Origin of the sequence: Paenibacillus aurantiacus, assembly GCF_042431225.1 — a bacterium.
GTDB classification, from domain to species: Bacteria; Bacillota; Bacilli; order Paenibacillales; family Paenibacillaceae; genus Paenibacillus_Z; species Paenibacillus_Z aurantiacus.
The window spans coordinates 329,113-343,015 of sequence record NZ_JBHMDO010000047.1; the positions used below are offsets into that span (position 1 = coordinate 329,113).

The following is a 13,903-nucleotide window of genomic DNA, read 5'->3' on the forward strand; positions in this document are numbered from 1 at the left end:
TCCCTTTTGGATTGACAGCTTATTTCTGCTTATAGCTTTTATGTTGTACAACAGGAGTCCCTGTAAATACCAGTTTTTGTGCGGGCAGCTTACGCTGCCCGTTTTGAGGCCACGCATGCTTCGACTTCTCTATTTATCCCTTCACTGCGCCGAGCGTCATGCCCTTGACGAAGTAACGCTGCAGGAACGGATAGACGAACAGGATTGGAACGGTGACGACGATCGTGATCGCCATGCGAACCGACTCCGGCGAGATGCTCGCCATCACCTGGGTGATGTTCGTGTTCCGGTAATCGCTGTTGCCAGTGGTCGTGCTTTGCAGCACTTTCATCAATTCGTATTGAAGCGTCGTCAAGTGATCCGCCCTTGCGTTGTACAGCCATGTATCGAACCAAGAGTTCCATTGACCGACCGCCAGGAAGAGCGCGATCGTCGCCAGCGCCGGCTTCGCCATCGGCAGGATAACCCGCCAGTAGATCGTGAAGTCGTTCGCGCCGTCCAGCTTGGCGGATTCCTGCAAGGCGTATGGAATGCCGTCCATGAACGAGCGGATGATGAAGACGTTGAACGCCGATACCATGCCTGGAAGAACGTAGACCGCGAAAGTGCCGATCATGTTCAGATCCTTGATGAGCAGGTATGTCGGGATCAAGCCGCCCGAGACGTACATCGTCAGCGCCAGGAACACCGAGACGAAGCGGCGTGCCTGGAAGTCGGGACGCGACAGCGTGTAAGCCAGCATCGAGGCGCTGATCAAGCCGAGCACGGTGCCGACGATCGTGCGGAGAATCGAGATTTGCAGACCCTGCATCAATCCCTCGTAGCCGAAAATAATGCTGTAGTTCTTAAGCGTAAATTCCCGCGGGAAGATCGTAATGCCGCCGCGCACGCTGTCGGTCGAATCGTTGAGCGACAGCGCGAGCACGTTCAGGAATGGATAGAGCGTCACGATCGTCACGAGCAGGACGAAGACGTAGACGAAAATATCGAATATGCGGTCAGACATAGGCGCGCCTTTGCGCATCGTATTAGCTGCCATGGGGCACCCCTCCTACATGATGCTTTCTTTGGTGATGCGTTTGAAAATGCCGTTCGCCGTGAATAACAAGATGATGCTGACGACCGAGTTGAACATGTTGATCGCGGTACCGAACGAGAAGTTGCTCATCTGCAAGCCATATTGCAAGGCGTACAAGTCGAGTACTTGCGAGTAGTCGGTGACCAGGTTATTCGAGAGAAGCATCTGTTTCTCGAAGCCGATGCTAACGAGATGACCGATGGACATAATAAGCAAAATAATGATCGTCGAGCGAATGCCCGGAATCGTAATATGCCAGATCTGGCGGAGCCGGCTTGCGCCGTCGACCTTCGCGGCCTCGTACAGCTCGCCGCTGATGCCAGCGATCGCGGCCAGGTAGATAATTGTGTTCCAGCCCGTCTCTTTCCATACATCCGCCGCGGTGACGATGCTCCAGAAGTAGGAGCCCTTGGCCATGAACTGTATCGGCTGATCGATCACACCGATCCACATCAGGAAATCATTGACCGCGCCGTGATCGGCGGACAGCATCTTCGTGACGATGCCGGCGACGACGACCCAGGAAACGAAGTGAGGCAGGTACGATATGGTTTGCGCGAATCGCTTGAATGCCATTAGGCGGACTTCATTGAGCAGAATCGCGAATAGGATCGGAATCGTAAAGCCCGCGATCAATCCCATAAAGCTCATGGCCAGCGTATTGCGCAGCACCAGATAAAACTGGTCGTCGGCGAACAATCGCGCGAACTGGTCAAAACCGACCCACTTCTGGTCGACGATGCGTTCCCAGAACGATTTGTTCGGCATCGGTCTGTACTTCTGGAATGCCATCGTCCAGCCCCATAACGGCAGGTAGCTGAAGACGAACACCCAGATGACGAACGGAATCGACATCATGTACAAATATTTCTGCTGCAGGAAAATGCGCCAGAACCGGGATGTCTCGCGGCGCCCTCTCTCCTTGGGCTTCTCTTGTGTTACCGCTTCCATTGGTACCCCTCCTTGCTGTATGTCCTTATTGTAACGGTGCGGCGCCAACGGAAGTACCCCAATGATTTTGCACAAAATCATATAAAAATTGTATCCGATCCCCCGAAAAATAGAGAAAGCGCCCGGATCAACCGGGCGCTTTCGCGAAAATCCTACTTCTTCTTGTACGCCGACGGTGATTCGCCGACGTATTTGCGAAATTTGCTGTGAAAATAGTCGACATTCGTGTAGCCGACTTTCTCCGCGACCTGGTACACTTTCATCCCTTGATCGAGGAAGCTCTTCGCTTTCTCGATGCGCACCTTGTCCAGGTAACTGTTGAAATACTCGCCCGTCGTCGTCTTGAACAGCTTCCCCAGATACGCGCTGTTATATCCGAGCACATCGGCCAGCGTCTCCAGCTTGAGCGGTTGCTGGTAGTTGCGTTGGATGAGGTCGATCATCTTCATGATCTGCTTGTCCGTTCCGCCGGCATCCAGGCCTTCCAAGGCACGTGCAAGTACAATTTGCACACTCTCGATGAGCGCTTGGTAGGTGTGCGGCTTATACAGCCCGATTATGCTGCCGGATAGCTCATGACGTCTCTCTTGCAGTTCTTGCCGATGGAGCGTCAGCTTCCCGATGGCGCCGGTGATCAGCTGTACCATGGCGGTCTTGATCTCCTGCTCCGAATAATTGGCGCGCAGCATGGCTTCGCCGGCTTCGGCGGCCAACTGCTTGGCCGCCTCCAGATTGCCGATATCCAGCGTCAAATACAGCTTCTCGGCTACCGCATCCGGATCGAACGGTTCGTGATCGTCCGAATCGTCCGCCAGCTGATGATCGATCGGTTCGGTCTGCTCCCCGATGATGCGGCCTTCTTCATAGAAGAAGCGCAGGTTCATGAGCCGCACTGCCGCGGCATGAGCGCGCACGAGATCGGTTAGCCGCTCCTCCGCGCCGCCCGAGACGGCCGTGAAGTGCAGCTCTCGCTCGGCCGCGATATTCGCGATGTCCCGGTAGAGGCGCGCGCTCTGATAGTCGCTCTGCAGCGGCTCCCGCAGCAGCAAGCCGATATAAGGCTCGGCATAGAAGACGACTCCGCGTCCGGCGTCTTCGAACGTCGTCACGAACCGGCGCTTCATGTACGCGAAGACGCCGGAGTCCATATCCTGCTCCGCATGCAGCCGCACGAGCAGCAGCTCGTATGACGGCCATACCAATCCAGCTTCCCGGGCGGCTTCTTCCAGACTTTCCGCGGCATCGTCCGGGTACGCGCCTTCCAGACAAGTTTGAATCAGCCGTTCGCGGTTCCATTCGCTCATCGCCGAATGACGGCGGTTCGCCGCCGCTTCCGCGTCCAGCACCTTCTTGAGCCGGTCCAAATACCCGGTCAGCTCGTCTTCGTCTACCGGCTTAAGCAGATAGCCGTCGATCTGGTATTGGATAGCTTTCTTCGCGTAATCGAAATCCGCATACCCGCTCAGGATCAGAATATGAAGATGCTCATTCTTCTCCCGCAGATGGCCGATCAGCGTCAAGCCGTCCATACCGGGCATTCGAATATCCACGATCATTAGATCGGGGTTCAGCCGCTCCTGCTTCTCCAGCGCCTCCCTTCCGTTCCCGGCGGTGTCGGCAACCTGGTAGCCCAGTTCCTCCCAGTCGATGAGCGTCCGAAGTCCTTCCCGAATCATCGGCTCGTCATCAACAAGCAGTACCTTATACATGTGATCGCCCCCCTAGCGGAATATGAAACCGGATCTGCGTCCCTTCGCCAGGCACGCTGTGGATGTGAAGTCCGTGCTCCGGGCCGTACGTAAGCAAGAGCCGCATGTGGACATTGCGCAGACCGATCCGGTTGCGGTCGTCGTCGTCCTGCTCGTTCAACGACTGCATAACCGTCGCGGCCCGCTCTTCCGTCATGCCGGTGCCGTTGTCCATCACTTCGATCTGCACTTCTTGTCCGACGACGCTTGCCTTCACCCGAACGAGTCCGCCCTCCTCCTTGCTCTCGAGACCGTGCACGACGGCATTCTCGACGAGCGGCTGAATGATGAGCGGCGGGATGAACGTCTCCTCTGCGCCCGCATCGATCAGCAGCTCGAAATGCAGACGGTCGCCGTGGCGGAATTTCTGAATCTCCAAGTAACAACGCACGATATCCATCTCGCTGCGCATCGGAATGCTGCGGTTGCCGACTTCCAGATTTTTGCGCATCATTTTGCCGAGCAGCCGAACGACCTTCGCGATTTCCGTTTCCCCTTTAATATGGGCCTTCATGCGGATCGATTCCAGTGCGTTGAATAGGAAATGCGGGTTAATTTGGCTGGCCATCATCTTGAATTTGATCTCGTTCTGCTTCTGAGCGAGCTGGCGCTTCTGGTAGTTGGATTCCTCCACTTCGCTCATTAGCCCGTTAATACTCGCGACCATGGAATTGAACTGTCTGGAGAGCTGACCGATCTCGTCCTTGCCGTCTATCTCCATCGCGATTCCCAGATTGCCTGTCGCCACCTTGTTAATATGCTTGCTCAGACGGAGCAGCCGATTGGACAACAAGGTAGAGAACCCGTAGATAAGCAGCGTGGCGACGGCCAGACTGATCGAGATGACCGTAACCGCAAGCCGGATCGTCCGGTTCGCTTCCTTCACGATCTGATCGATCGAGAAGATGGAGATAATGCGTAGTTCGTTCATACTGGATTTCGGCCGGAGATCGTCGACCATAATTTGCAGCTTGTTGCCGTCCATGACGTTCTCGAACGTCCCCGTCTCGCCGTCGATGACGGACGGGTCGAACTGCAGCTCCTCCAGCGTCTTGCCCAGCTTGCCGGGACGGTTCGACGCGACGACCTGATTGCTGCTGTCCACGATCATCGTCTCGAACGATTCTTGAGCTAGAATGGACGCGAGCATTTCTGAATTCACATTAATGACCAAGACGCCGGTCGTATTCTGGTTGGGGAAATCGACACGCCGTACCAAGCTTAAATATTTATTGCCATCTCGCTCGTCCTCGACATAGCTCCAATCGACCAGACTGCTCTGGATAGCGCTTTGGTACCAAGGCGCTTCGACGATGTTCGGCGTCGGCTGGATGAACTCCCAGTTATTCAGCAGCGTCGGGTTGTCCACGTACAGCCGAATGTTGGCAATCTCGTCGTACAGACGGAGATTCTCCCGGAAATCCGGGTATTCCTTATAGGCCTTAACGACATCGTAGACGGAATCATACCGCCGATTCGCAACCGTCTCCAGCCGGGCGTCGTTAGCCAGCCGATACGCCGTGTCGTACGAAATGCTGACGACCTCGCTTGTCCGTTTCTTGACCCGCTCGACGTTCGTCTCGGTCTGTTCCATAGCATTGCCGAGCGCCATGGAGCGCAGCTCGCTCGTCAAGAAGTACCCGACGATCAGCACCGGAATGAACACGACTACTATAAACGACACAAACAGCTTATGGCGCAGCTTCATATCGTTGACGATCCGGATGATCGATTTATACAAACTCGCAACCCCCTGCGGTGAAATCATGATGAAAGCCTTTCTCGCTTCAAGTGTAGGCATACCGGCTCAGGCGTAGTCCGGACTTTCGTCGGAAAGCGTTTTCGAATTTTGCCGATGCAGCCCCTCTAAACGTCTATCCTTCATTGTAAGCCACATTTTCGCATAAAAACATGAGGAAATTCGATCTGTTTTCATGCGGAAATTAGTGCATAGCATGGAAATGAAGGACAAAGGAATGAGCCAAGTCGCCGGCCTCGCCAGATGCATGCTGGCGAATCCTGTCCCCAAAAGCAAAAGGCCGCGCGGGAGATCCCGGGCAGCCTTCTCGAAGTGACGCGTCAATACATTAGTTCTTAGGAAGCAAGACCGTGAACGGATCGGCTTTCACCTTGCCATCTTGGACGGCGGACGGATCCGGGATGAGTTTGCCATCCTTGACTTTAAACGGAATGTTCAGCTTCACAAGCCACTGCGCGCTCTCCAGCATGTAGCCGGTAAAGACGTAATCGCCGTCATTGAGCGAGAGCTTGGCTTGACCCTTGTCGAACGGCAGGAACAAGGCGGCGTCCGAACCTTGCGGGCTGACGATCAGCGCCACGCTTGGGAGTTCGGATCCATCGGCCCAGGTCGCATAGACCGTGTTCGCCGCGGATGGCGCTTTCAGCTGGAGTACGGCGCGGTCCGTGATCTTCCCGTCGCTCACGGTCAATGTCTTCATAATCGGGATGAACGAGCTGCCGTCTTCCACCTTGCCGATCGTGTACGTCCCGTTCTCCAACTGCCCGGCATAGAGCCCGTTCACGATGCTGATCTCCACGATTTGCTTCGTCGGCGAAGTTTGCGTCAGCACCAAATTCCCACTGCCCCACGCCTTGCCTTCCGCATAACTTACGCTTCCGATCGCGTTCGCGACCGGCGTCAGCTTAAGATCACGGTCGGCTTTGCCGCCCGCTACCGTAAGGGAGACGCCGACTTTGAGCCTCGTCTTGCCGATGACGTACGAATCTATCGTGTAATTGCCGTCACGCAGCGGTTGCGAGAACTTGCCGCCGCGCACTTGGATCTCACTGCGCCCGCCGCCGCTCGCCGTTAATTCCAGCACGCCGTCAGGCATCGCTTCGCTCCCGCTTCCCATGATCGTGCCGGCGACGCCGTCCGAAGCCGGAACGACAGGGTCTGGATCTTCTGTACCCGGCTGTTCGGATTCCGAAGCCGCTTGACGCTTACCAAGCGCGCGATCCAGGACGACGACGGTTTCGGCCCGGGTTGATGAGGCGGTCAGTCCGAACGAATCGGCCGCTCGTCCGATCATGACGCCGCTTGCCGCCATTGCGCCGACCGCTCCTTTGCTCCAAGCCGGCGCCTTCGCCGCGTCAACATACTGAGCAGGCGGATCCTGCGGGGACAGCTTGAGCAGCCGCGAGATAATCACGGCCAGCTCTTGACGCGTAACAGGCTCGTCCGGACGGAAATTACCTTCCGGCGTTCCTTGAAAATAACCTGCTTTGGCCGAAATCGAGACGGCATCCGAATACCAGCGGCCAGGCTTCACATCTTTGAAGACAATGTCCGATTTCGTGCCGAATCCGAACGAAGTATTCACCAACGCGGCGACTTCGGCCCGCGTTATGGTTCGATTCGGCCATATTTTTCCTTCTCCGCTCCCTTTCAACCATCCGTTGGCCGACCATTTATTCAGCACCTGCTCGGCCCAATGCCCTTTGGTATCCACCGGAATTCCTGTTTCTTGCGCCAATCCCAGTGCAGGGACGGAGATAAGCCCCGCCATCAGGACAATTGCAATTTTTTTCGACTGTAACATGCTGTAAGGCACTCCTCTCGCGACATTTCGACTCCACTCTCTTTCATTATGATACGGATTGTAACATACATTTGCTATGGGATCAATTTACTATTTATTCTTTTTTCAAGCCGATTACCGGGAAAGATCTAGTAACTCTTTCATATAATTGCGCCACATTTCGACACGCATCCATGAGAATTACAAAGAATGTAATCCCTGCTACATATTCCAAATGCCATCCGAACTACTTCGCTTCCGTTACTTTCAAGTGCCTATATGACTTCAAAGTGCGTACTATTCAGTGCCGCACCTATGACGCACAATAGCCTTACGGAATCGCTTTGCAAGATCCCATAAAGGAGCGGATAACATGGTGCAAAACGAAGAGCACGATCGCAAAACGGCGTTGGTCATTGGCGGTAACGGCGTCATCGGGCAAAATTTGATCGAACATTTAGAAGAACTCCCGGATTGGAATATCATCGGGGTATCCCGCCGCGGCGGGGAAACACGAGGGAAAGTCCGCTATATCGCAGCCGATCTACTGAACGAAGAGGACACGCGGCGCGCGCTCGGGGGATTGGCGGAAGTAACGCATATCTTCTATGCCGCGTATCAAGACCGGCCGACCTGGGCGGAATTGGTCGCACCGAACCTGGCGATGCTGGTCAACGTCGTCAACGCGGTCGAGCCCGTCGCGCGGCAATTACGGCACATTAGCCTCATGCAAGGCTACAAGGTATACGGCGCGCATCTAGGACCGTTCAAAACGCCCGCTCGCGAGAGCGATGCGCATCACATGCCGCCTGAATTCAACGTGGATCAGCAGCAATTTCTGGAGAGCCGGCAGCCGGGACGCAGTTGGACGTGGTCGGCGATACGGCCATCGGTCGTCGGCGGAATCGCCTTGGGCAATCCGATGAATCTGGCCATGGTCATCGCCGTGTACGCCTCCATCTCCAAGGAGCTGGGCATCCCGCTGCGTTTCCCGGGCAAGCCCGGCGCCTACGACAGCTTGATGGAGATGACGGACGCCGGGCTGCTCGCCCGAGCCACCGTCTGGGCGGCCACCGACGAACGCTGCGCCAATCAGGCGTTCAACATCGCCAACGGCGATTTGTTCCGATGGAACGACATGTGGCCGAAGATTGCTCGCTTCTTCGAGCTGGAGACGGCGCCGCCGCTGACCATGCCGCTGGCGACCGTCATGGCGGATAAGGAGCCGCTGTGGAATCGCATGGTCGAGAAATATGGCCTCGCAGCTAACAGCTACAAGGATGTTTCTTCGTGGGCGTTCGGGGATTTCGCGTTCTCGTGGGATTACGATTTTTTCGCGGACGGGACGAAGGCGCGCCGGTTCGGGTTTCATGATTTTATCGACACGGAATCGATGTTTATCACGTTGTTCACCGAGATGAGACAGCGCAAAATCATCCCTTGATGAGACTGAAAGAAAGCCGGTCCCCGCGTCGGGAAACCGGCTTTTAGGCCATGGAGTTCTCGGAAAGTCATGGCGCCCCCGCTTCCCCATTGAGCGAATTCGTCAAAATAGTAGCTGCTTGTCCATACGTGCGCTCGATATGCACGTCGCCCCATCGGCACATGAGATGCAATAGATCCCGCAGCGTCCAACCGTACTCGGTCAGCTCGTATTCGACTTTGGGCGGCACTTGATTGTAGGAAATCCGCGTAACGACGCCCGCCTCCTCCAGCTCGCGCAGCTGCTGCGTCAGCACCTTCTGGGACACCGAAGGCAGCAGGCTCATCAGCTCGCCGTTTCGTTTGCGGCCGAACGTCAAGTGAAATAGAATAACGGGCTTCCATTTGCCGCCCATCACTTCAAGCGTGGCTTCCACCGCCGTATTATACGTTTTCCCTGCATGTTCCATTATCGCACTCACCTTCCCTCCATACGTCGACACCATCTTTCGCATGCCTCAGCCGACGTGGTGCTGCACGAGGATTGTCTTATTTAGCCTTCTCGATTTTGAACGTGAACGTCCACGTCGCCGTATCGCCCGAATACCGCCCCCGATTTTCGGTAACGGCGACTTGGACGGATTTTGTGATCGTTTTGGTCACGGCGGATGCTTTGACCGATACGCTGCCCTCGCCGTCCTCGGGAATTTTGTCTTGCTCCTGCGCCTCGCCCTTGAGCGTGATCTTATCCGTCGTCTTCAATGAAAGCGTCCGTGAGCTGCCTTCCTCGATCGCTTTGCCGTTCACGTACCCTTCGTACCACCATTCATTGCCGACGTGATTGTTCTCCGTCAACTCGGCGCCGACGAACGTAACTTTGACCTTGACGGTCTTCGCGGCCGCATCGAGCGGCTGAGGCGGTCCCCTCCCGATATTGGCCAATTTCGATCTATTATGCCTATTCCTTATTTGCCGCCAATATCCGAAATCCTTCAAGTTGCGCCGAAATAAGCAAAACGGTCTCGCCCTCGGCGAGACCGTTTAATTTCCACGCATGTATCACGGATATAGCCCAATCTCCGCAATCTGCAGCTCCGCGCCGCCATTGTTGGCCGTAACGCTCAGCCGGTAGTACGCATAGGCGGTCGTGTTGGGGATCGTGTATGTCTTCGTCAGGAAGCGTGATGCGAACGTCTCGCCGCTGCGCGTGTCGAGCGTCGTCCATGTCGCTGCGTTGTTCGAGCCCTGCAGCGTCCAACTCTTCGGATCGCGCGCCGGAAAATCGTTCGCCGACGTGATCGAGTACGACTTCGCCACCTTCTGCGCGCCTCCGCCGAATTGGTATTGCAGCCAGCCGTTGTTGGCGAAAATAAGCCATTTGGTCGCCGCGCTGCCGTCGAACGCTTTCTCCTTCTCCTCCCCTGCGGGACTTCCCGATGCGCTTGCGGTCACGGTCCCGTCCGTCGTGAGCGAGCCGCCATTGATCGTGCCGAGCGCATTATTGATCGCAGCTGCGTAGTCGGCCGCCGATCCGCCGGACGGATTGGCCAGCATCGCGTCATAGTACCAGATGAATCCGCCGGTAATGCCGGCCGAAACCTTCCAATTCGCCATCTTCGTGCTTACCTGAGCAGGCGTATTGCCCCCGGAGGCCGTCTTCGAGTCGAGGCCCGGCATGACGGTCATGCCCAGCACATTGCTCCAAGTCGCCGGATTGTTGCCCGCTCCGCCGTCATACACCTGTAAGTAGACGCGATCGACTTTAGTGCCGAGCTGAGACTTGACGCTCTGCCAGTAGCTCGTATTCGTATAAGGGCAAAGCGTAATCTTGAAGCCCAGTCCAGCCAGCATGTTGCCGAACGCAACGGTCGAACTTACGTCGTACAGATCTTCATTGTCGAAGCTTACCGCATCGGCGCCAATGGCGTTCTTAAGCGCCTGGAAGTTGCGGTAGAGCACGCTGCTCGTCCCCGTGCCCTGCGAAGCGACAAGGTTCTTGATGTTCTCAAAATCGCGCACAGCTGCCGATCCGACGCTGATCTCCAGTCGTTTCACAGACGTCGGCGCCTGCTTCAACGTTGCCAACTGCCCGGGCCAAGCCGCATTGCCGACATACTGTCCATTCGAGACGACGAGCTGATCGTTATAGACAAGATCGCCGTTCGAATTGACGTGAATCGTCCATAGCATGACCGTCGTATAGCCGGACGCCCGCAGCTCGTTCATCGTCGCCGTCCCGCCGGAATAGAACGGACCGCCGCCATAGATGACGGATTCCGTCGTTCCCGCAGCCTGTGTCGTCAATGACGACGGGAGCAGGACAGCGAGAAGTACACTTATGACAACTAGCTTTAGCAACAGGTTTCTCATCATTCGCACCTCTCTCAACGATTATTTGCGCAAATTGGCAGCAGTACCTTCTTGTCTACTCGCTTCTCGAAGCCAGACTCCCCTCCTTCCTAAATGAATTGATTGCGCTTTCATAATATCAATCGGTCAAGTATGACTCCTAGTGGAGGAATCTCAGGTTCGGATGGAATTATTACAGGTTTCCTCTTATGTCCGTAGACAGCTCGTCGCAGAACGATTACTCCTTGATTTTTTAATACGATTGTATTAAATTAACCACATACTTAGAAAAGGAGTGGGTCTATGCGCAGCTTCAAGAATCGAATACGTTGGAAGCGTCTTATTCTCGTGCTCATCCCCCTAATTCTTCTGCCTGCCAGCGGCTTTGTTTACGAATGGATCGCCTCCGAACGCGCGCAATCCGCCTACCCGATGCCAGGCAAGCTCGTGGATGTCGGCACCTTCCGCCTCCATATGAATATCGCCCGATCCACGGGACCGACGATTATTTTCGAAGCCGGCAGCGGAGAAACAAGCTTAAATTGGCGCAGTATCCCACGCGATCTCGCCCCTTATGCCACGGTAGTCAGCTATGATCGCGCGGGTTACGGTTGGAGCGAGCCTTCTCCTAATCCCCGCACCGGGGACAATATCGTACGCGAGCTGCATCATGCGCTTTCACAAGAAGGGTTAACCGGTCCTTACATCCTTGTCGGCCACTCGCTTGGCGGCATGTACATGCGTTTATTCGCACAGACGTACCCGGAGGAGACTGCCGCGCTTGTTCTGGTGGACGCAAGAGAAGAAAACAACGAACGGGAATCCCTGGCCGTGCTTACATCCGAAACGATCTCCGAACAGCCCTCTCCGTCCCTGCTTACACTTCTGAAGCGGTCGGGAATGATGCGTTTGTTTCAAGACGAGCTGCTCGAGGGCTTCGTCCCGAAAGAAGATCGCGACATCTTCATTAACATCGTAGCCACCTCCGCTTTTTTCAACGCCAAGGCGAACGAAGCCAATCTCGCTTCCCTTACCGAGAACGCGATCCGCGGCCAGTCGCTAGGTGCGATTCCCGTAAGAATAATTGCCCGTGGTATCCCCGAAGATGGCCGGCAGTACGGCTTATCCGAAACGGCTGGCGCCAAGCTCGAACTCATCTGGCAGAACGGACAGCGCAGACAGCTCGCCTTGTCCTCAGACTCGCGTCTCTTCATCGCGGAGAAGAGCGGCCATGACATTATGCGAACCGAGCCCCAGCTCATCATAGACGTGATCAAATCGTTGCTTCCGTAAAAGCGAAAAGACGGTTCTCTGCGTAGAGTACCGTCTTCACATCAACTTGCTATTCGTTGCCTACAAAATCGGCGACAGCAGCCGCGTGAACGACTCGCGGAATCGCTGCAGCCGCGACCTGGCCGCATAATCCTCCGGCGTCAGCTCTCGGCAATCGGTCATATCCTGCTCGAAAATCAGCTTTAACCGCCCAGCCGCGCCGCTGTCGTAGATAATCGCGTTCGCCTCGAAATTCAGCTTGAAGCTGCGGATGTCGACGTTGGCCGTGCCGACCGACGCGATTTTGCCATCGACGACGATCGTCTTCGCGTGCAGGAAGCCTTTGGTGTACAGCATGCAGCGACCTCCCGCGTCCAGGACGTCGCCCAGGTAGGAATACGATGCCCAGTACACCATTTTGTGATCCGGGACGGCCGGAAGCATCAGTACCACTTCGACCCCCGACAGCGCCGCCAGGCGAATGGCTGTCAGCACGCTCTCATCGGGGATGAAATACGGCGTCTGGATATAGATGTATTCTTTGGCGGAATGGATCATCTTGATGTACGCGTTCTTAATCTGCTCGGCCGTGTTGTTCGGTCCGCTCGAGACGATCTGGACGCCGACCTGCCCATCGCTTTCGATGACGGGGAAGTAGCCCGGATTCTCCGGAATCGCGGTGACGGAAGCCAAATTCCAGTCCAGCAGAAACTGCGCTTGCATCTGCAGCACGGAGCTGCCCCGCAGCCGCAGATGCGTATCGCGCCAATAGCCGAACCGCTTATCCAGCCCCAAATACTCGTCGCCGATATTGAACCCGCCGATATACCCGACCGCGCCGTCGATGATGGCCAGCTTGCGGTGGTTGCGGTAATTGACGCGGAAGTTCAAATAGGGGATTTTCGAAGGGAAGAACGACGCGACATGCCCGCCCGCCTGGATCAAATCGGCGAAATACGCGCTTCGCAGCCGCGAGCTGCCAATGTGGTCATACAAAAAACGCACCTCGACGCCGGCCCGCGCCCGCTCGACCAGCGCCGCCATGAGCCGCTTGCCGATCGCATCGTCCTTCACGATGTAGTACATCAGGTGGATATGCAGCTTAGCGCCGGCAATATCGCGAATAAGGGCATCGAATTTGTCGTGTCCGTCCGTGTAGATCTCCACTTCATTATCCTGCGTATAAAGGGCGAATCCGCTCGATAAGTTCATGTAGATCAAATTGCTGTACGGCACCATCGCCGGATCGTGAAACTGGATATCGTTGTGCATGTAAGCCCGCCGCTGGCCTTCGATGATCGCCTTGATGACCTGGCTCGTCTCCCGGCTAATCTTATAGAGCTTCACCTTGCTTAGATTCTGACCGAACACCAGATACACGATGAAGCCGATGACCGGGATGAACAGCAGGACCATGAGCCACGCCCAGGTCACGCCGACGTTGCGCCGCTCAAGAAAAATGACGGCGGCAGCCAACACGAGGTTGAAGAGCAGCACCACCGTCGTAAAATGTTCGTACCACCATAACATGCGCCTTATGG

The 13,903-nt window shown here is 55.8% G+C and carries 11 protein-coding genes; 2 read left to right on the forward strand and 9 right to left on the reverse strand.

Features of this window, described 5'->3' with window-relative positions; genetic code table 11:
- Nucleotides 1–133: 133 nt before the first annotated feature.
- The 5 genes from ACFFSY_RS29755 to ACFFSY_RS29775 form a co-directional block, all read right to left on the reverse strand.
- Nucleotides 134–1,039: a carbohydrate ABC transporter permease gene (locus ACFFSY_RS29755; protein WP_377501060.1), complete on the reverse strand. Its 906-nt coding sequence runs from the start codon at nucleotides 1,037–1,039 to the stop codon at nucleotides 134–136.
- Between the two features lie 12 nt (nucleotides 1,040–1,051).
- On the reverse strand, nucleotides 1,052–2,029 hold the full coding sequence (locus ACFFSY_RS29760; protein ID WP_377501063.1) for an ABC transporter permease: 978 nt from the start codon (nucleotides 2,027–2,029) through the stop codon (nucleotides 1,052–1,054).
- 152 nt (nucleotides 2,030–2,181) lie between these two features.
- The gene (locus ACFFSY_RS29765; protein ID WP_377501066.1) at nucleotides 2,182–3,738 is read right to left on the reverse strand and encodes a response regulator transcription factor; all 1,557 of its coding nucleotides are present in this window, start codon (nucleotides 3,736–3,738) and stop codon (nucleotides 2,182–2,184) included.
- The gene (locus ACFFSY_RS29770; RefSeq protein WP_377501069.1) at nucleotides 3,731–5,518 is read right to left on the reverse strand and encodes a sensor histidine kinase; all 1,788 of its coding nucleotides are present in this window, start codon (nucleotides 5,516–5,518) and stop codon (nucleotides 3,731–3,733) included. The genes ACFFSY_RS29765 and ACFFSY_RS29770 overlap by 8 nt, the downstream gene beginning before the upstream one ends.
- A 346-nt stretch (nucleotides 5,519–5,864) precedes the next feature.
- Nucleotides 5,865–7,340, reverse strand: a complete 1,476-nt coding sequence (locus ACFFSY_RS29775; RefSeq protein WP_377501072.1) for an S-layer homology domain-containing protein — start codon at nucleotides 7,338–7,340, stop codon at nucleotides 5,865–5,867.
- Between the two features lie 352 nt (nucleotides 7,341–7,692).
- Between ACFFSY_RS29775 and ACFFSY_RS29780 the strand changes: the two genes are divergently transcribed.
- Entirely contained in the window at nucleotides 7,693–8,763 is a 1,071-nt protein-coding gene (locus tag ACFFSY_RS29780; protein ID WP_377501075.1) for an SDR family oxidoreductase, read from the forward strand.
- A 67-nt stretch (nucleotides 8,764–8,830) separates the two neighbouring features.
- Here the strand turns inward: ACFFSY_RS29780 and ACFFSY_RS29785 are convergent, their stop codons facing one another.
- The 3 genes from ACFFSY_RS29785 to ACFFSY_RS29795 all read right to left on the reverse strand — a co-directional run bounded on the left by ACFFSY_RS29785 (nucleotide 8,831) and on the right by ACFFSY_RS29795 (nucleotide 11,114).
- Nucleotides 8,831–9,211 (reverse strand): winged helix-turn-helix transcriptional regulator, encoded by a 381-nt coding sequence (locus ACFFSY_RS29785; RefSeq protein ID WP_377501078.1) that lies wholly within the window; start codon nucleotides 9,209–9,211, stop codon nucleotides 8,831–8,833.
- A 79-nt stretch (nucleotides 9,212–9,290) separates the two neighbouring features.
- On the reverse strand, nucleotides 9,291–9,683 hold the full coding sequence (locus ACFFSY_RS29790) for a hypothetical protein (RefSeq protein WP_377501081.1): 393 nt from the start codon (nucleotides 9,681–9,683) through the stop codon (nucleotides 9,291–9,293).
- Between the two features lie 117 nt (nucleotides 9,684–9,800).
- Nucleotides 9,801–11,114, reverse strand: coding sequence for a discoidin domain-containing protein (locus ACFFSY_RS29795; RefSeq protein ID WP_377501084.1), 1,314 nt, complete (start codon nucleotides 11,112–11,114; stop codon nucleotides 9,801–9,803).
- A 279-nt stretch (nucleotides 11,115–11,393) separates the two neighbouring features.
- Between ACFFSY_RS29795 and ACFFSY_RS29800 the strand changes: the two genes are divergently transcribed.
- Nucleotides 11,394–12,383 (forward strand): alpha/beta fold hydrolase, encoded by a 990-nt coding sequence (locus tag ACFFSY_RS29800; protein WP_377501087.1) that lies wholly within the window; start codon nucleotides 11,394–11,396, stop codon nucleotides 12,381–12,383.
- Between the two features lie 60 nt (nucleotides 12,384–12,443).
- On the opposite strand, the gene cls is transcribed toward ACFFSY_RS29800, so the two are convergent.
- Nucleotides 12,444–13,892 carry a cardiolipin synthase gene (gene cls / locus ACFFSY_RS29805; RefSeq protein WP_377501090.1) on the reverse strand — a complete coding sequence of 483 codons (1,449 nt, stop codon included), beginning with the start codon at nucleotides 13,890–13,892 and terminating at the stop codon, nucleotides 12,444–12,446.
- Nucleotides 13,893–13,903 lie beyond the last annotated feature (11 nt).

Bases quoted from the DNA above. Each gene is read 5' to 3' on its own strand.
- cls (WP_377501090.1), bottom strand. From the start codon at position 13,892: ATGTTATGGTGGTACGAACATTTTACGACGGTGGTGCTGCTCTTCAAC.
- ACFFSY_RS29760 (WP_377501063.1), bottom strand. From the start codon at position 2,029: ATGGAAGCGGTAACACAAGAGAAGCCCAAGGAGAGAGGGCGCCGCGAG.
- ACFFSY_RS29755 (WP_377501060.1), bottom strand. From the start codon at position 1,039: ATGGCAGCTAATACGATGCGCAAAGGCGCGCCTATGTCTGACCGCATA.
- ACFFSY_RS29775 (WP_377501072.1), bottom strand. From the start codon at position 7,340: ATGTTACAGTCGAAAAAAATTGCAATTGTCCTGATGGCGGGGCTTATC.
- ACFFSY_RS29765 (WP_377501066.1), bottom strand. From the start codon at position 3,738: ATGTATAAGGTACTGCTTGTTGATGACGAGCCGATGATTCGGGAAGGA.
- ACFFSY_RS29785 (WP_377501078.1), bottom strand. From the start codon at position 9,211: ATGGAACATGCAGGGAAAACGTATAATACGGCGGTGGAAGCCACGCTT.
- ACFFSY_RS29780 (WP_377501075.1), top strand. From the start codon at position 7,693: ATGGTGCAAAACGAAGAGCACGATCGCAAAACGGCGTTGGTCATTGGC.
- ACFFSY_RS29800 (WP_377501087.1), top strand. From the start codon at position 11,394: ATGCGCAGCTTCAAGAATCGAATACGTTGGAAGCGTCTTATTCTCGTG.
- ACFFSY_RS29795 (WP_377501084.1), bottom strand. From the start codon at position 11,114: ATGATGAGAAACCTGTTGCTAAAGCTAGTTGTCATAAGTGTACTTCTC.